The following is an 18272-nucleotide window of genomic DNA, read 5'->3' as shown; positions in this document are numbered from 1 at the left end:
ACCTACACCAGCGGATGGCGCTTGAAATCCCAAGAGGTTTCAAACGAGTCCCAGTCGGCTTTTGATAATTCGCGGCACGAGTCAACCATATTGTTGACCAACGGCTTCTGCTCTTCGTTCTGAATAATCGGGTAGGTTGCGATTTGGCCTACCTCGAAATTGAGCGTCGCCGAAAGCATGCTCGCGACGCGCATAATCACAGAACTGTTACAAGCTCCCTGAAGATACTTGAGTGATTTCTGATCGCTAAAAACGCTTGTACCCGCCACATCAAACACATGGCCAGCAGGCTTAAAGCGAAATGCAATAGACCCACTCGAAATCTTCGACCAGGTAATCGATGGACTAAAGAAGCAGTTTGTATTCTGTGGCCTGGAAAGCAATTTACCATTCTGGTCTTTGTAATTACGAATCTCCCATCCGTCATTCTCCCAGTTAACAACTGCGCTATTATTTCCGTACCATTTACGGAAATCGCCACCCTTGTTGTAGGGGAACCATTTACAAGCGCTTTCAATCGACTCTTGAATAGACCCACAGGAGTAGGCGCTCTTACAACCATCGACTTCCCACCACTCGCGAACGAAACGAGCGTTTTCACCAGTAGCAAGCCCTTGACGCGGTTTTCCGTACTCACTGAGTTGCTTTGCGTTTTCAAACGCATCCAGAAGCGCGTCGCTAGCCCAGTAGGCTATGGGGATGCCGGGGATCTGCTTGAAGGTCTCGGCGTCGCGGCGGTAGAACCAGCCGCAGTCAGGGTTGCCGATCGCCTCGAGGGCCTTGGGGGCCTGGACGGCCGCGCCAACAAAGTCAGAAAGGCGCACATAGCCGCCCTTGCAGCCCTTGATGAATGAGTTATGGAACGTGTAGGTGCAAATGGGCACAGTCGCGCCAGCGAAGCCCGAGTACTCAAGTTGGATGAGAGAAGTTAGCGTTCTGTTGTCGATAATCTCGTTACGAAGCTTCTCGTAGCTTCCGATAAACATCCAAACGAAAGGCGACATGACGCCGCACTCGCCGTGGTCCTTGGCGAGATTGAACATGCGAACGACAAAACTGGAGAACAGGTCGCTCTTGACGTCGGGATAGTTCTTCTTGACCCACTTGGACATGAAGGGGCCGAAGCTGGAGCTGCCCATGTAGGGCGGGTTGGCCACCACACAGTCGTGGCGGCGAGCGAGGATCTCGCAGGTCTTAAGAGCACATTCCAGTTTATTTTTAGAACTACCGTCAAACAGACCATCGGTGCCGATGAGTTCGATCGCCTCACGCAGTGCGGCAAGGTCGCCCTCACTTGGAGCGAGCAGCGAGCCGACCTCGTCCAGATGCGATAGGGCATCGATGAGATCCTTCTTCTTGGCAAGCGCGACGCCGTGCGGAATATCATCCTCCTCAAGCATAACCGGCTCGAGCACGGCAACATCCGCCTGAACCCCACGGCCAAAGAAACGCCTATCCATCTCTCGGGCACACATGGCCAACGCAAGCCCTGCAATCTGGGCAGCGCGAGGGTCAATTTCCATACCATGGAGGTTCTTGGATAGAATGAGTCCGGGAATGTCGCGCATACGGTATTCGCGCTCTAAATACATCTTTGCCAAAAGTTCAAAGGCGTAAACGAGAATATGGCCCGATCCACAAGCCGGGTCGCACAGCGAAATATCCTCGGGACCCTCGATTTTAATGAAGTCCTCGTGCTCCGCATCGGGCTCGATGTAGTAATCCATTTCATCACGCAGAGGACTTCTCGGGTTGTTCAACATCCACAAACGCCCCAAGGAGTTCTGCACCATGTAGCGCACGATCCAGTTGGGCGTAAACAGTTGCGTGGCAGGACCGATGGTGTCCGGCGTCTCCTTGGCCTTAGATTTAAAGAATGCGTCTTTGACCTCGGAATTGTAGAACTGATACATCCAGCCCAGGGACTCGACGTTTTCCCACGTGCTGCGCTTAACCCGTTCGACTAGAGCGTACAGCACGCCTTCTTCACCGCGGTCCAAAAGCCTTGTCGGAAGCAGCAACGCATCCGCCGTGCCCACGCGGCCAAAGATGGCGGGCAAGCACTCGGCGAGCTCGTTCATCTGGGCTACCAAAATAAGGCGAAACAGTGCCTCATCATCTGCTGCAGCGGCAAGGTCAAACACGCGATCGCGCTCTAAGCCCGGCAGATCAAGCTCCGTCGGCATACGCAAGCAGTCTGGCGAAAAACTATCGTACTCTGAGGTTTCACAATATGAACTTAGCATGCGCACGCCACAGGGCAGATAGCCTCGTACTTCCATATAGCGTATTGCAGCGAAGCGATTGAACCAGGTGTAGGCCATTTCCTCGCAAAAGTGCGCATAGCCGTCATGCTCTATGCGGCGATATAGCTCCGAACGTTGCGAACGCTCGAGCGCAGAGAGCACCGTGCCCTTAACGATGGATGCATCGCGATCGAATTCTACACGCCCCGCATCGTCGAGCCCGTAGGCATAGCAACGTTGACGTACCTCATCAATTAAGCGGATGCGTGCCCAAGGGCAAAACTTTTCGAGCTCTTTCGTATCCATGTTTCTCCCTTAGCCCAAACGGATGGCGTCATTACCCTCAAGGCTTCGCAGCAGCTCTTTGCGCGCGGCCTCCAAATAGTCATCGATCTGCTGTTGCGAGCTCAGCTCCAGCGGCCTAAAGACCATGCTGCGGCTCACCGATTTGACGCGTCGCCTAGGTACCGGCACAGATTGGGGCTTATTCGGCAGGCCTGGCGCAGTGACCCCCGAATGATCGGTCGTTACCGTCACACTCGTATTTGCCGGTTTGGGACGATTCGTCTCTTCATAGGCTTCATCGATCATTCTGTACAGTGCCGTCTGAGCACGATCGAGCTTGGCCGGCACCGCATCCAGGGCGGTCAGCGTTGTCGCATTATGCACCTCATCTTTTCGAGCACTGTGGGTCTCCCCGATGCGCGCCAGAGCGACGCCCCTATTTTGGGCATACGCTTCGATATCCCCATAGCGCTCCTCGACAGAATTGAGCATGGCGATACGCTTTTGGTCTAACAGCTCCTTGTAGGCAGTCCTAACCTTTAAGTTTGCCTCTGATAGCTTTTGGAACTGCAGACTCAGGCTCGGTTGCTTAACCGCTCCTCCAATAACGGAAAGCGCATCAAGCGTCTCAGAATCACCCTCAAAGTAATCGCGCTCGCTCTCCATTCGCTTGAATATCTCGCAGGCACTGTCGAATACAGCTGCCTTGCTACCGAAAAACTCGTCAATATCTTCGAGATCTTCAGCCGCATCTCCCAGCTCCCCCTCTTTTCCGGCGATCGCCATAATTAGATCGACGGCATCGCGGCCGCTCTGCAATAAGCCTTCGATAAGGTTCTTTGCATGCACGACCTCCTTATAGCCCGGGTAACCTGGGTTACGCTGGTACTCGACCGAAAGAAGGCTCGCCAAGCTATCGTGGCGCTTTTCAAGCTCCCCGCGACATGCCTCGGCAAGGCTGTCCTCTTCGAGCGGCAAAGTATGATTGCCGCTCAACTCTTCTACAGCCTGTCGCGCCTTAGATATGGCCGCCCGAGAAAGCTGCTGGCGCGCCTCAACAACAGCCTGTCGTGCCTTAGCAGCCTTTCGCAGATAATCGAGGATCTTGGAATCCCTAAGGTCAATCGCTTGTCCCGCGCAAAGCAGGCGAGCGCGCTTTTGTGCCAGCAGCGTTGCAACCACAGCGGCAATGTCAATCTCCGCCCAACCGTAAGGTTTCGCATGATACGTCTCGAGCAGTTCTGCCATCGTTACCTGCATATGTTGGGCAGCGCGAGCTTCCAGCAGGCGCATAACCGCTTCGATGGCTCCGGCGTTAGGCTCTTGCCCATTCATTGCCGGAGTGTAAGCGGTTAGAATTTGCTTGATTTGCACATCACTGTCGTAGTTTTTATCAATAAGCGACAGCTTGTTGTACGTAACGGAAACAAGCTGGCGTACGCAGTCCTCGATCATATTCTTGGCAGACGCCGATTTGACTGGCGAATACTCACTGCCGTAGACATAAAACGTTCCATGCAGCACCGCCTGGCGCATAAGGTCCTCTGCACGCTTATCCAGAGCAACGCGCTCTTCCTGCTTGCCGCGCAAGATCGAAGCCACCACTTCGCTGCGATTGTCTGCCTGACGGCTATTGAGGTATTGCTCAATACATGCCGACTGATACAGACAGTCGTAATAATCCTGCTGGGAATCGAGTACCACAATGGCCTCTCCCCTGCTAGAGTTAAGGAGCAGGTCCTCGCGCGAAGGGATCGGGGTGCCATCCACACCAGAAATAACGCGCAGTGCCAGCCCCGACGCGCTGTTAAAACGGGTGTCGTCCAGATATTCCTCAACGTCAAAAACGTTTTTGCCGACCGTCACCTTGGCGTTTTCGAAGACCTGCCTAAACATGATCTGTGCAGCCTTGGACGTAATCTTCGCAGCATCCGGCTGCACGCGCGAAATCTGCTGGGCGATCTCCTGCTCTTCGTCGGTCAGGTACTTATACGTTTCGCCATTGCGAGCCACATAGTTTTGGCGCACCAAACGCTCCAGGGACTGCGAAATCTGCTCGCGAACGTTAATGCGGTCGGTGCGGACATCGTCAGTCATAAGGGTAATTAGGTTTTCAACGTTTGCCGGCATGTCCTTATCGACATACAGAATCAAGAAAAGCAGCTTGAGTACCGGAATGTCGCATTCCTCAAGACCCTGCCCCTTTTGGGCGGCATCCGCTGCTCGAAGAACTACACGACGATGATAGTCCTCGAGCGACGTCGAGATCGTATTGTAGAAACGCCAAAGCGGAACCAGCGCGTTCTGGTCCTTGTCCTCTATGCATCGAGCGGAGTCTTGAAAGCCGCTCAGCATGGAACGTTCGGCACTTGAGCTGTTTTTTCCGGACGCGCCATGATTGCGCAGCTCGTCCATGATTTTTTGAATGAGCTTAAACTGGTAATCAGCAAACGGATACGTGCTGGCGAAGTCTTCGGCGCCCTCGTAGCCAATTAGATCGGCCGCCGCATCCTTAAAGCTATACAAGTTGTTGAGGACCGCCGAGCGCTCCTGATACTCAGCTTTCAGCAAGTCGTTCGCATCCTGATTTTTCGCCAAAATGCGGCGACGAATAACTTCATCGGCGCACGAGCTGCTCAACGACAAGCGTGTATTAAAGCGATCCTGAATCTTGGAGAAGTCGCTGCCCTTAACCTTGGTAATTTGATCAATCGCCTGCTGTCCGGTGACCATAACCCATACACGGCCGCCACATTTGGTGCCTAGCGCCTCGACAATGCTCTGCAAGTTCAGCATTAGCTCGGTATCGCTCGCGATAAACTGGCTCATCTCGTCGGCCATAAAGATCATGCGATATAAGCCGCCGCATTCTTGCTCTCGACGCTTTGTGTATTTAGCAATATCGTCGGTAAGCTGGTCGATTGAAAAATCATTGCTTTCCGATTTTTCATACCAGCGTTCTGCCTCGTCCTTGCTCATGACGCCCGTGCGACTGAGTGCCTCGATAACGTCGTCGGAGTTAAAGTCGTAGTCCTCGCGGCCATCGACCCAGGAGCTATGATTAATCTCTTCAAATGCGGCACGGAATTCCTGAGTTTTACCGGCGTCGTCAATACGACGCTCCAGGCGAGCGAGCTTAAAATCTGCACCGTAGAACCCACGGCTCTCGTAATACATCTTGGCAAAAATGCGCGCAACCGCGCTGCCATCCTTATTGAGCGGGCTTTTGATGCCCATATTAAAAAGGATAGCGTCGGTCGTCACGCCCGCCGCGCGCTTTGCTTTGTCGGCAAGTTCGTCATCTTCAAAACGCGGAGCAATATACTCAATCGCAGTTTTACCTGCCGCCTCACGGTTCGTGAACAGGTAGCTAAGCATCTTGAGAAAGTGGGATTTACCCGAGCCAAACGAACCGCTAATCCACACGCCAACTTTGTCCGTCGGAACATCGAGAGCCCGATCATACGCATCGAAAAGCGTCTTGAAATGGCGGCGAAGCTCGTCGGTCACAACGTATTCGTTCAGCTCTTGCCTGACACTGCCGTCATCCTCCTGATCGACCTTAATAACACCGTTAATGTTTCGGTCGATATCGTGCTCAAACATATCTTTGATCTTCATGGGAATGCCTTTCGATGACCGGAAACGTTTTTAGAGTTGGTTAAACGCGCGATAGTAGTTGCCATCGGCAATCGTGCCAAACAGCTTTAACTGCTGCCCGTCATAGGTGCCGGGGTAAAACAAAACGACGGGGATATCGGAAAATACCGGCTGAATAGACTCGAGAATGATGTGGGCACGCATGAACGGGTAAATCTTGCCAACGCCCGTTATAATCAGGACGTCGCGTCCGCGCTTCGGCTCGCCATATCTCTCGATAAAGCTGTCGTGAATGAACTCGAGGTACTTCTCGGGTTCCACTCGGCTCTGCATGCGTTGTAAGAAGTGATCGCTGCCTCGTTTTTCCTCAAGGGCGCTCATCTTTTCTAAGATGCCGCGTTTTTCGCAAATGCCGATAAACACGTTCCACAGATCAAACGAGACGATGTTAGGGGCGTCAGTTTTTGTCTGGCGCTCGCGCACGCTATCATCCACCAATTGCTGAGTCAAAGCGCGTACCTGGTCCTCTTGCCTAGCTGCATACGGATAGATATAGAGTGGGACCTCGCCACCCAGCCCGCGACAATTCAAAAAATCGGGGTCGCGGAATTTGGAACGAATGAGCTCAAAGCTCATGTCGACAGAAGGCAATTCAGCTGCTGCCATCTCACACCCCTATTCCGTTATGCCAAAGGCAGGTAGAACCGCAGTATCGTCGTTTGCCCGAACGCAACGCTCGAGCTCAAAATCGAGCAACGGCGGACGAAGGGCTTCGGTTTTGCGACTATACAATCCAGCGCCCTCAATACAGTTGACGAGGACTTGGCGCACTTTATTACATGTAGCATCCGACCACGTAGCAACGCGATCGTCCTGCGCGCGAAGACCCTCGATAAACGTAACGATTTCCGATTTGCGAAGCGAGAGATCAAAAAGATTGAACTTAGGGGCAATCACACACGTCATAAAGTCCCAAACAACCCGGTTGTCGCACATCATTGCATACAGGTTGACCTGCGCAAGCTGCTCGAGCGATCCATGCGCAGCAAGATCAATCAGGCTCGCGCGCACGTCTTTGTCTTCACTAAGAGCCAACAACCGGCGGCAGCAAGCACGGGTGATAGATTTTTGCTCGCGCTCAGTAGGATATTGAAAGAGATTTTGGGCGGTGACCTTTTCAATTATCTCTTTCGTATCAGAAAAGTTCTCGTCCACCATGAGGCGCGCAACGACACGCGTCTCATTAACAAGCCACTGTTCACGTGTCATAGAACCACGATAGGTGGTGGGCATGCTCATGTCGTTCAGCCTCTCGACGAATCAAATAGGTACATTTGATTCATACGACAAAACGCTTCACATCCATTGAGCAACATTTTGTTGCACAACATTTTAGCTGCGAAAACTCCCTGAACGGTAAAAATATTCTGTGAACGGCAAAAAGAGGATCTGGTTTATTGCGGTTCCCGAACGGCATAAGCCGTAGGCAAACAATATGCTCCAAGAGGACTTGATGTCATCCCGTGAAGCTGGGGGCGACAGCGAATACGAGCCTCGAGATAATCCCTCCCCCATGTAACCATCCTGTAAATCATAGCGACGCACTCGAGTTTTGCTGTGATGCGGTCGCGTCCGGCGCTCCACTGTGCTAAAGTATCCCGAACGTTCAAACGACTACGAGGGGAACTAGAAGATGGCACGTGTGCACAACTTCTCAGCTGGCCCGGCCGCACTGCCTACATGCGTGCTCGCCGAGATCGCCGACGAGATGATGGACTACCGCGGTTGCGGCATGTCTGTGCTCGAAATGAGTCATCGATCTAGTATGTACCAGCAGATTATCGACGACGCCGAGGCAACCCTGCGCCGCCTGCTGAGTATCCCCGACAACTACCGTGTCCTGTTTTTGCAGGGCGGCGCCACGCTGCAGTTTGCGGGCATCCCCATGAACCTCATGCGCCGCGGCCGCGCCGGCTACGTCGTCACCGGCAACTTTGCCAACAAGGCGTACAAGGAGGCCGCCAAATATGGCGAGGCCGTGCTGCTCGCGAGCTCCGAGGACACCAATTTCGACCGCATTCCCACCATGGCCGACATCAGCGCGCGCATTGCCGCCGAGGCCACGGGCGACGGGCTCGACTACGTCTACATCTGCCAGAACAACACTATCTTTGGCACCATGTACCACGAGCTGCCCAACTGCGGCGATGTGCCGCTGGTCGCCGATGTCTCGAGCTGCTTCCTGTCGCAGCCGCTCGACGTTGAGCGCTACGGGCTCATTTACGCCGGCGCACAGAAAAACGCCGGCGCTGCGGGCGTGACCGTGGTCATCGTGCGCGACGACCTTATCGCCAAAGGCCCCGCCTTTACGCAGACGCCGCAGTACCTGGACCTTAAGACCCAGGCCGCCAAGGGTTCCATGCTCAACACGCCTAACACCTTTGGCATCTACGTATGCGGCAAGGTATTCCGCTGGGTCGAGGAGACCGGCGGACTTACCGCCATGGCCGAGCGCAACTGGGCCAAGGCCAACCTGCTCTACGACCTGCTCGAGCACAGCGAGCTGTTCCATGGCACCACGCAGGCCGGCAGCCGCTCCATCGCCAACGTCACCTTCCGCACCGGCGATGCCGAGCTCGATGCCGCCTTTGTTGCGGGCGCAGCAGAGCACCAGATCCAAAACGTCAAGGGCCATCGCCTGGTGGGCGGCATGCGCGCCAGCGTCTACAACGCCGCGACCATGGAAGATGTTCAGGCACTGGCCTCGTACATGAATGACTTCGAAGCGCAGCATAGTTTGAGTCCGCGATCTAACTAGCCCGCAACGCGCGGGCCGACCAGCCACTTCAAACCACTTGTTTTAGACAAACCTGCTAAGGAGTTTTCCATGCGCAAGATTAAGACCATCGACGACATTACCAAAGACGGCAAGGTCGAGTTTGGCGAGGGCTACGAGTTTGTGGGCACCGCCGAGGAGGCCGACGCTATCCTGATGCGCTCCACCGACCTGCACGGCTATGAGCTGCCCGGGAGCATCCGCGCCATCGCCCGCTGCGGTGCCGGCGTCAACAACATCCCCGTCGAGGAGTACGCCAAGAAGGGCGTCGTCGTCTTTAACTCCCCCGGCGCCAACAGCAACGCCGTCAAGGAGCTCGTCCTGGGCATGCTGGTGCTTTCGAGCCGCGGCGTGGTGCAGTCGATGAACTGGGTGCGCGACAACGCCGACGATCCCGAGATTCAGGTCGATGCCGAGAAGGCCAAGAAGGCCTTTGTGGGCCGCGAGCTCAAGGGCAAGCGCATCGGCGTCATCGGCCTGGGCAACGTGGGCTCCAAGGTCGCCAACGCCTGCGTCGACCTGGGTATGGACGTCTACGGCTACGATCCGTTCATTTCCGTCGAGCACGCGTGGGTGCTGAGCCGCGAGGTGCAGCGCGTGGGCACGCTCGAGGATCTGTGCCGCGGCTGCGACTACCTCACCGTGCACGTGCCCAGCAAGGCAGACACCATCGGCATGATCAGCACCCAGCAGATTAACCTGCTGGCACCCGACGCCGTGCTCATCAACTACGCGCGCGAAACCATCATTGACGAGGACGCCGTCGACGCCGCCCTGCGCGAGGGCAAGCTGAGCTGGTTTAGCTGCGACTTTGCCACGCCCAAGACCGTCAAGATGCCCAACACGTTTATCACCACGCACTCGGGCGCCGGCACTGGCGAGGCCGAGGCCAACTGCGCCGATATGGCCATCAGCGAGCTCAAGGATTACCTGGAAAACGGCAACATCGCACACAGCGTCAACTACCCCGCCTGCAGCATGGGCAAGGCGCGCGCCGCGAGCCGCATCGCCTGCCTGCACGCCAACGTGCCCAACATGATCGGCCAGATCACGGCAATCCTCGCCAAGGACAACGCCAACGTGCAGCGCATGACCAACGAGTCCGCCGGCGAGAACGCCTACACCATGTTCGACACCGACGAGCACCTGGACAGCAGCACCATCGAGGCACTCAAGCAGATTCCGTCGATGTATCGCGTGCGCGTGATCAAATAGCGCCGGCGGCAAGCCTGCCAGGCAGGCCATGAAGCCCCATTCGGCCCCCGTTTTCGCGAAACGGGGGCCGATTTCGTTGCTCCGGACGACTTTAAAAAGATACCCAGAACAAGTTTTTTCGGATAATCGACAGTAAGACCCAAATCACCAAGCACACCCGCTTTGATAAACAGCTTTATCAGGGACTTTAGTAGGTAAAAATCAATCTCTATATACCACATTCAAGTTGACTGTCGATTTTCCGAAACAACTTTTTATGGATAGCATTTTTAAAGCCCTTCCAAGGCAAAATTGAAGCCTTTTTGCGACCAAAACTCTAGCTCGCGCGAGCGTTTTCTGCCTGCGCGACTATATTCCCGCCCAATCGATAAAAATTTCCTCACGAAGCCGCCGTTCGAGCTCCTGCTGCCGCGGCGTCTTGTCTTTCAGCGGCACATCGAGATAGGACATGATGAGTTCCATCACTACGCGGAAGGCATCGGAGTCAACCAGCTGGCCATAGGTCATCAGAACGACGGGATATCCCATCGCTTGCAAGGCCGTCGTTCGATCGGAGTCCGAGATCTTGGATTCTATGGATCCATGAATGGCTTTACCTTGACATTCAACCAGGCACTCTCGGCTGCCGTCCTTATTTGCCAGCAGGATATCGGCATAGCGCCTATCAAGCCCCGAAATCAGACGGGCACTGCGCGTCATACGAATCTCAACGTTATTGGTAAGGCGCAGCCCTTCACCGCCGCGCAACCTCGAAAGACCAAACAGCATCGAAGCCTGGACCTCGAGCGGCGATGCCGCCACCCCCGTAACGCATTTTGCGGCACGTGTGAACGATTTAGCACCGCGAAGCCCCCGGATCTTATCGACGTACTCTGCAAGTTCAGAGAGCTCAATCAAGGGAGGTCGTTTCCACAAGTCCGTTGGATTCCCCGAGGCATCCTTTACGTTTTCCCAGCCCAGCCGGGCATCGCCCCACCGGTCCCCGTATGCCTGTTCAAGCGCCGACTTTACCTGAGACGCAATCTTGCACACGGCAAAGGTGCCGCACATCTCATACATGCACATGATCAGTCGCTCGTTTGAGACCGAGGAGGCCAGTGTCAGCAAGGTAAAGAGCGGGGACGCGATATCGAGACCAAACTCTGTCTGCCGCACGGAGCCAAACGGCCTCTCCCCGTTCCAAACATGCCTGACGATGCGATCGCCCTTACGTCCGCAGCTGCCCTGTGCCAACACATGTAACGGGGTGGCCAGGAAATGCGTGACGAGCGGATGCTCGCATAGGTGCTCCCTGCGCGGATCGTCCGCAGAATCGGGCAGGTCTGGCATTATTGCCAAGACCTGTGGAGGTATCCGGTGATACCGAAAGGCAGATATGTCGCACAGCATGTCGTCCATGAAGGGTACGTACCCACTACGTCGTTTGTGAGCCCGCTCGGACGGCAAACGCGATGGCTCCGCCTGCGAACGGTAAATACCGCCACGCGCGCCGCGGATCTCTCAGGAGGCTTACGATCAGTTTGGAAAGCAGACTAATTGTGAGGATGCATATGGTTGATGAGGACTTTGCCTGGCGGCTTGCGCAGGACCTTGTGAAGGTTGACAGCTCAGACCCGGGCGCATATGAGGACGAGATTGAGCGCTTCATTAAGAGGCTCATTGAGCAGCAGCTGGCACAACTTGATAGTTCTACGCTCGAGGCCGTGCAGATTGAGGAGCTCGAAGTGCTCCCCGGACGCCGCAACCTCATGGTCACCGCGCCCGGTTTGAGCGACGAGCCGCGGCTGGTCTATATCTGCCATATGGATACCCTTACGCTGGGCTATGGCTGGGACGCGGACATTCCGCCGCTCGGAGCGATCGTGCGGGACGATAAGCTCTGTGGCCGCGGTGCCTGCGACATGAAGGGTGGCTTGGCCTGCGCCATTGCCGCGATTGTCCACGTACTCGAGCGCATAGCGACAAGCGGCGAGCTGCCCCGCCGTGGCTTCTCACTCATCTGCTCGGTCGACGAGGAGGACTTTATGCGCGGCTCCGAGGCCGCCATCGATTCCGGCTGGATCGGCTCGCGCGAATGGGTGCTGGACACCGAGTCCACCGACGGGCAGATTCAGGTGGCGCACAAGGGGCGCACGTGGTTCGAAATTGAGATGGCCGGCGGCACGGCGCATGCGAGTCAGCCTTGGAAGGGTGCAGACGCCGTCGCCGCCATGGCCGAGGTCGTGTGTTCGCTTCGCCATGCGTTCGCGGCGCTGCCCGTGCATGATGAGCTGGGGCCTTCGACCATTACGTTTGGACAAATCGAGGTCGGCTATCGCCCCTACGTCGTGCCCGACCACGCCAAGGTCTGGGTCGACATGCGCCTGACGCCGCCGACCGATACGGCCGCCGCGACACGCATGGTGGAGCAGGCCATCACCGCTGCCGAGGCCGCGGTTCCCGGCCGCCATGGCAGCTACGCTGTGACGGGCGATCGCCCCGCCATTGAGCGCGACCCGAGCTCTCCCCTTCTAGCTGCACTCAAGCGTGCCGCCGATGACGTGACGGACGTGGACACGACCGTCGGCTTCTTTACCGGCTACACCGACACCGCCGTCATTGCCGGCAAGACGGGCAACCGCAATTGCATGAGCTACGGCCCCGGCTCATTGGCACTCGCGCACAAGCCCAACGAATATGTTCCCCACGCCGATATCGTTCGCTGCCAGAACGTGCTGATCGCGCTTGTCGATAACACGCTCTGGGACGCGAGCAACCAAGTTGGGGCATAATAAGCCGCGAACAAACCGACTCGCGCGTTAGGACCGCCCATGAAAGCACTTCCGTTTCCCTGCATCCGCCCAGCCCAGGATCGCGTGCTCGAAGCGCTGCCGCAGATGGGCGGCATCCTGAGTGGCAACGACGCCCTGCGCGACGCCATTGCCGACGGGCTCATGCTCAAAGATCCGGGCTCGGCATATTACGTGTACGAATGCTCCGGAGAGCCAGGGCGCGTGACGGGCGTTGTGGCGATTTGCCCGGTCAGCGTGCTGGCGGGCGACGACGCGGCCTGTGACGGCGACGCGGCCTCCGCAGATGTAGCAGCGGCCGCCCGTGCAATCACCGAGCTTAAGGTGCAGCCTCACCCTGTTACGCTCACCTACAAAGCCTCGCCCGTCATGGATATCATCCTCGGTGCCGCCAAAGAGGGTGCGTCACTCTATGCCGTCACCGACCCCGCCGGCATTACGCATCGCGTGTGGGAGGTCAAACGCAATGACGCCGTTGCCGCCATCCACGCTATGCTCGACCAGGCACCGGAGCCTGCCCCCGCAGACGATCCGGCCTATGTCGCCGCGCTGGCAGGGGCGGCACAGCTCTTGGCAGACGAGGCCCGCGCGGCCGGCACCTACACGGGCAAGGAGCCGTTCAACTTTGTCATTTCCGCGCTGTTCCCTGCCGCGCAGGTCGCAGGCGGCGCGCCGCAGGTTCCAACGGGTCTGCTCACTCACCAGATTGCACGATACTAGCAGGACTTAAACGCTTAGCGCAAAGACTCGGCAGTCCAACAAACGAAGGGCGGAGATGCAATGCCAGCGCATGCATCTCCGCCCCTTTTGCATCGAGCAAGTATGTCGGCGACCCGTATCGTCACGCCTGCGTTACCCGCGCTGTGGACCCGCTGCCGCCGTCAACGGCTCAAGACCCAGCTCACGCGCATAATCTTCCTGCGTAAAGACTTCAACCAGCTCAAACGTTTCGGTCGCATCGTCAAACGCAAAGTGCAGCACCGAACAGTTGCCCGGCACGCGCTCGCGCTCGTCGGCCGCCGCTCCCCTCACATGATCCAAAAACTCCTTGATGGCCGAGGCGTGGCTCACCGCGAGCACGCACGAATGGTCCGGGCGTCGCATCAGATCGGTCAACGTCGCCACCATGCGCTCACGCACCCGCATCTGCCCCTCGCCGCCAAACTGGCGATAGAAGTCACGCCACGGACGCTCGGGCATGAGCATCACGCGTTCGGCCTCAAAGTCGCCAAAGAACCACTCGCGCAGGCCATCCAGGCGCTCGTAGGCAAGGCCCGGCCACAGGCTGGCGATGGTCTGCTCCGTGCGATGCAGCGTCGAGGTGTAGGCATGATCGGGCTCAATGCCGCGCGCTCGCAAGAACATGCCGGCGCGCGCCGCCTGGTCGCAGCCCAACTGCGTAAGCGGCGAATCGCTCCACCCCTGAATGATACGCTTAAGGTTAAATATTGTCTGTCCATGACGGACCAGATACAAGTCTTTATTCATAGGGGGTCCTTCCGTTCGTTACCAATCAAGGAGCGAAAACGCCCCGTCGCAATAGCCAAAATGGAGCACGGCACCGTTGTCGGGCTGCTCTCCCCCGCCGGCCACGTACTCAAGAAACTCCTGGCAGGCAGACCCATGGGAGACAGCCAGCACGCAGTTGTGCTGCGGTCGGGCCATAATGCGGGACAGCGCCGCGACCATACGCGCCCGGAATTGCGCTTCCGACTCGCCGCCAAAGGCCACCGGATAATCGCCCCAGGGCTGCGGCGGCATCTTGCGATTTGATGTACCTTCCAGCGAGCCCAGGCGCCACTCGCGCAAATCATCGACCGGCTCTATGGGAAGATCCTCGCCAACGATCAGCTCGGCCGTGTGGCGCGCCCGACCCAACGGAGACGAATACGCGTGGTCAAAGGAGATGCCGCGCGCCTCAAACGCCGCGCGCGTCGCCAGTGCCTGCTCGCGCCCGCACTCCGTGAGCGGCGAGTCTTGCCAGCCCTGCAAAATGTTCCGCACGTTAAGCTCGGTCTGCCCATGCCGAACCAAATACAGATCGGACACACGCCCTCCTCTCGCACCACCACAAAGGGGACAGGCACCTTTGCGGTGGCTTGCCGCCGAATCGCGCCGCAACGACGCAACTACACCAGCACGTCGGCAAGCGGACGCTTGGGCACGTGATGCACCTGCGCCTCGTCGCGCCAGTAATTAATAGAACCGTCGGGGTTGGAATCGATCGCGTCGATAACCTGGGTCTCGGCCGGTACGCCAAAAGCCATGATCAGCTTGAGCTCATACTTGTCGCCGTCGAGCCCCATCGCATCGATCGCGCGGGGCGTAAAGGCCTTGAACATGCAAGCCGCCACCTCAGGCGTTGCGCTGCGCGCGGCGAGCATCATCGTCTGAGCCGCGATGCCCGTGTCGACCTCGGTGATAGGCGCGGCGGGTTTGCCGGGAACGGTGCGCTCGGCAAGAACTGCAATGTAGCCGGTCGGGCGCTCGCCCTCGGCAGGACCCGGCCAGTCCTTGAGCGCCCCGGCCCATGCGAGCTCGTCAAACACGCGAGCGCAGTCCTCGGCACCGCTCACCACATGAAAACGCAAGCGCTGAGCATTGGCGCCACAGGGAGCCAGGTGCGCCAGCTCTGCCAGCTCGAGCAAAAACTCGCGCGGCACGCGCATGGACTCGTCAAAACGGCGGCATGTGCGGGCGCGACGGATCAGCGCATCAAACGCATCCAGGCCAAGCTTTTCGCAACCCTGCTTTGCCATCGACTCGGCGCTCAACGGCACCACGGGAACTGCTTCGTTCATAGGGACCCCCAAAAAGCCAATTGTTCTTAGGAAAATCTAACCTAAAACGCAGGCAATAACGAACAGAGCTGCAATGTTCTACACCTGTTGAATAGAAAATCGCAACGTGGGGAACAACGGAAACAAATCGGGGCCTTTGGGTTGCGTTTCGCCCTCCCCGGCCCATACGCCAGCGCCTTTAGGCGATACTGGTTGTAACGATCGCGGCTTACGCCGCACGGAAAGGAGGCCTCATGGGCATCTTTAAGAATGACGACCAACAATCGAGTCTGTTTGGATTTGACGAGAAGAGCATGGCAGGCAAGGCGATTAAAGCCGTGCGCTGGATCTACGCCGCCACGGGTGTCATCGCGCTCATCGCCGGCATCGCGCTGCTGTTTGCACCCGCTAAGACCCTCGTCTTTTTGACGACCGTACTGGGCTTCTACTTTGTGATCACGGCTGGCGTCAGGCTGTTCACCGCCATTTTTGAGCCGCTGCTGCCCACCGGATGGCGCGTTACGAGCATCATCTCCAACCTGCTCATCATTCTGGGTGGCGTCATAATCCTGCGCAATCAGGCCTTCTCGACCGCGACGCTCACCACGCTTGTAGTGGTCGTCGCCGGCTTTGGCTGGATCGTCGAGGGCGTCATGTCGATTCTGGAATCCGAACTTTCCGCCAACCGCGCCCTCGCCATCCTGAGCGGCGCACTCTCCATCATTGCGAGCATGTTCGTGTTTATCTATCCGCTGTGGTCGGCCAAGATGCTCGTCATCTTTAGCGGCGCCGCGCTGCTGGTGTTTGGCGTGACACTGATTGTTCGCGCTATTCAATTTGGCAAACTGGTGCGCTAGATGCCAAAGACGCTTTTTATTGATGCCGACGCCTGCCCGGTCACGCGCGAGTCGATCGACTGCGCGCGGAGGGCGGGCGTTGCCGTCGTTATCGCCGGCAACAGCACGCAAAACCTGGAACGCCACATTCGCCGCGACGATCCGCGCGACGCCGAGCATGCGCGTCGGGGCTTTTGGGTCACGACGCTCGATGTGAGTGTGGGAGCCGATAGCGCCGACTTTGCCATTATTGAGCGCCTGCAGACTGGCGACGTGGTCGTGACGCAGGACATAGGTCTGGCGAGCATGGTGCTCGGACGCGATGCCGGCGCCATCGGCGTGCGCGGGCGCGTCTACGACAAAGCGACCATCGATATGCAGCTGTTTATTCGTCACGAAGAAAAGAAGGTGCGCCGCGCTGGCGGTCGCACCCGCGGGCCGGCAGCCTTCACCAGCGAAGATCGCGCCCGCTTTAAGCGCAACCTCACCGAGCTGCTACGCTGACCAAGGTAGAATTTTGGGCTTAGAGACCAAAGGCGGAGAGAACGAGTCCCCAGCCGGCACCGATAACGTACATCATGATCAGGAACAGGACGTTTTCGCGGGCGCTGCGATTGGTGCGGAACAGCACCAGGTAGCCCACGCCGGCAGAGATGAGCGTGCCGGCGAGCATCGGGGCCAGCTGCAGCGCGCCTTCCAGGTACAGTTGCGTGATGACCACACTCGCAGAACAGTTGGGGATCAGGCCGACAAGCGCCGAACCCAGGACGGCGAGCGTCTCGTTGCCGCGCAGGAACTGCTCGATTGCGGACTCGCCGAAGGTCTCGAGCACGGCGACCAGAATCAGCGTCACCAGGAAAATGAATACCGATACCTGCACGGTATGCGAGATGGCGCTGCGGATAATCGACACGGCGGGCGCACCTTCGTGTGAGTGGGAGCGACCGTGGCCATCATGATGTTCATGCTCGCCCTCATGACCGTGATCGTGGCCATGTCCGTGTTCGTGCTCGTCCTCGTCTTCATCACAGCCGCAATGGTCGCGCTCGCACAACTCGTGGATGTGGTCGGCGCTCACGCCCGCCTCGGCCACCTCGTCGATGATGTCACCGCCAGTGTGGTCATCGTGCGCGCAGTTCACGTGGGCCGGGTTGGCCGCGGTTCCCAGCACGGTACGGCGAATCGCCGCATGCGCGCGAGCGTTACGACGCAGGCCGCAAATGGCGGCATCCACGATAAAGCCCGTGACCAGCGCGATCAGCGCCTTCGAAGCCAAAAGCATCGCCATGGTCTGCACGGGAACTTGCTCGGCTAGCAACAGCGGCAGCATCTCGTCTGAGGTCGAGAGGAACACCGCAACCAGCGTGCCCAGCGTCACGACGCGACCGGCGTACAGCGTGGCCGCCATGGCCGAAAAGCCGCACTGCGGCACCATGCCCAACAACGAGCCAACCACGGGGCCCGCAGCGCCAGCGCGCTTGATGGCGCCGTTAACGCGGTCGCCCGCAACATGCTCGAGCGTCTCGAGCGCAAGGTACGTCACCAACAAAAACGGCACCAGCGAGAGCGTGTCTTTGCCGGCATCGAGCAGAATATCTATCAGTAAATCCATGACGGATGGAACCTTTCGTGTCTTTCGGCAGCATTGTAAAAGTCCTAGCGGTCAACTAGGGTATTGTAGTAGT

Annotated in this window: 15 protein-coding genes; 6 read left to right on the top strand and 9 right to left on the bottom strand. The window is 57.7% G+C overall.

Features of this window, described 5'->3' with window-relative positions:
* Positions 1-2: 2 nt before the first annotated feature.
* The 4 genes from pglX to DXC90_RS08405 are packed head-to-tail and all read right to left on the bottom strand — an operon-like array spanning position 3 to position 7424.
* On the bottom strand, positions 3-2552 hold the full coding sequence (gene pglX / locus DXC90_RS08420; protein ID WP_117735585.1) for a BREX-1 system adenine-specific DNA-methyltransferase PglX: 2550 nt from the start codon (positions 2550-2552) through the stop codon (positions 3-5).
* 9 nt (positions 2553-2561) lie between these two features.
* A complete protein-coding gene (gene brxC / locus DXC90_RS08415) occupies positions 2562-6152 on the bottom strand; it encodes a BREX system P-loop protein BrxC (RefSeq protein WP_117735584.1) in 3591 nt (1196 codons plus the stop codon).
* Between the two features lie 30 nt (positions 6153-6182).
* Positions 6183-6797 carry a DUF1788 domain-containing protein gene (locus DXC90_RS08410; protein ID WP_117735583.1) on the bottom strand — a complete coding sequence of 205 codons (615 nt, stop codon included), beginning with the start codon at positions 6795-6797 and terminating at the stop codon, positions 6183-6185.
* A 9-nt stretch (positions 6798-6806) separates the two neighbouring features.
* The gene (locus DXC90_RS08405) at positions 6807-7424 is read right to left on the bottom strand and encodes a DUF1819 family protein (RefSeq protein WP_233502262.1); all 618 of its coding nucleotides are present in this window, start codon (positions 7422-7424) and stop codon (positions 6807-6809) included.
* A gap of 400 nt (positions 7425-7824) precedes the next feature.
* Between DXC90_RS08405 and serC the strand changes: the two genes are divergently transcribed.
* Together serC and DXC90_RS08395 are read left to right on the top strand one after the other, a co-directional pair.
* Positions 7825-8949 (top strand): 3-phosphoserine/phosphohydroxythreonine transaminase, encoded by a 1125-nt coding sequence (gene serC / locus DXC90_RS08400; RefSeq protein WP_117735581.1) that lies wholly within the window; start codon positions 7825-7827, stop codon positions 8947-8949.
* 69 nt (positions 8950-9018) lie between these two features.
* Entirely contained in the window at positions 9019-10182 is a 1164-nt protein-coding gene (locus DXC90_RS08395) for a phosphoglycerate dehydrogenase (protein ID WP_117735580.1), read from the top strand.
* Between the two features lie 348 nt (positions 10183-10530).
* On the opposite strand, the gene DXC90_RS08390 is transcribed toward DXC90_RS08395, so the two are convergent.
* Positions 10531-11580, bottom strand: a complete 1050-nt coding sequence (locus tag DXC90_RS08390) for a hypothetical protein (protein ID WP_147326622.1) — start codon at positions 11578-11580, stop codon at positions 10531-10533.
* 152 nt (positions 11581-11732) lie between these two features.
* On the opposite strand from DXC90_RS08390, the gene DXC90_RS08385 reads away from it, so the two are divergent.
* Both DXC90_RS08385 and DXC90_RS08380 read left to right on the top strand, forming a co-directional pair.
* The gene (locus tag DXC90_RS08385; protein WP_117735578.1) at positions 11733-12953 is read left to right on the top strand and encodes a M20 family metallopeptidase; all 1221 of its coding nucleotides are present in this window, start codon (positions 11733-11735) and stop codon (positions 12951-12953) included.
* Between the two features lie 39 nt (positions 12954-12992).
* The gene (locus DXC90_RS08380; RefSeq protein ID WP_117735577.1) at positions 12993-13691 is read left to right on the top strand and encodes a DUF1015 family protein; all 699 of its coding nucleotides are present in this window, start codon (positions 12993-12995) and stop codon (positions 13689-13691) included.
* A gap of 132 nt (positions 13692-13823) precedes the next feature.
* On the opposite strand, the gene DXC90_RS08375 is transcribed toward DXC90_RS08380, so the two are convergent.
* The 3 genes from DXC90_RS08375 to DXC90_RS08365 form a co-directional block, all read right to left on the bottom strand.
* The gene (locus tag DXC90_RS08375; RefSeq protein WP_117735576.1) at positions 13824-14459 is read right to left on the bottom strand and encodes a histidine phosphatase family protein; all 636 of its coding nucleotides are present in this window, start codon (positions 14457-14459) and stop codon (positions 13824-13826) included.
* An 18-nt stretch (positions 14460-14477) separates the two neighbouring features.
* Complete coding sequence (locus DXC90_RS08370) at positions 14478-15020, bottom strand: histidine phosphatase family protein (protein ID WP_117735575.1); 543 nt, start codon at positions 15018-15020, stop codon at positions 14478-14480.
* 80 nt (positions 15021-15100) lie between these two features.
* On the bottom strand, positions 15101-15772 hold the full coding sequence (locus tag DXC90_RS08365; RefSeq protein ID WP_117735574.1) for a nitroreductase family protein: 672 nt from the start codon (positions 15770-15772) through the stop codon (positions 15101-15103).
* A gap of 233 nt (positions 15773-16005) precedes the next feature.
* Between DXC90_RS08365 and DXC90_RS08360 the strand changes: the two genes are divergently transcribed.
* Together DXC90_RS08360 and DXC90_RS08355 are read left to right on the top strand one after the other, a co-directional pair.
* Positions 16006-16608, top strand: coding sequence for an HdeD family acid-resistance protein (locus tag DXC90_RS08360; RefSeq protein ID WP_117735573.1), 603 nt, complete (start codon positions 16006-16008; stop codon positions 16606-16608).
* A complete protein-coding gene (locus DXC90_RS08355) occupies positions 16609-17091 on the top strand; it encodes a DUF188 domain-containing protein (protein ID WP_117735572.1) in 483 nt (160 codons plus the stop codon).
* Positions 17092-17110: 19 nt separating this feature from the next.
* Here DXC90_RS08355 and DXC90_RS08350 read toward each other — a convergent pair whose 3' ends face one another.
* Positions 17111-18199, bottom strand: a complete 1089-nt coding sequence (locus DXC90_RS08350; RefSeq protein ID WP_117735571.1) for a putative manganese transporter — start codon at positions 18197-18199, stop codon at positions 17111-17113.
* Between the last annotated feature and the right edge of the window lie 73 nt (positions 18200-18272).

The organism is Collinsella sp. TF09-1AT, from assembly GCF_003436895.1.
Lineage (GTDB): Bacteria > Actinomycetota > Coriobacteriia > Coriobacteriales > Coriobacteriaceae > Collinsella.
This window is presented reverse-complemented; position numbering and strand designations above follow the sequence as displayed.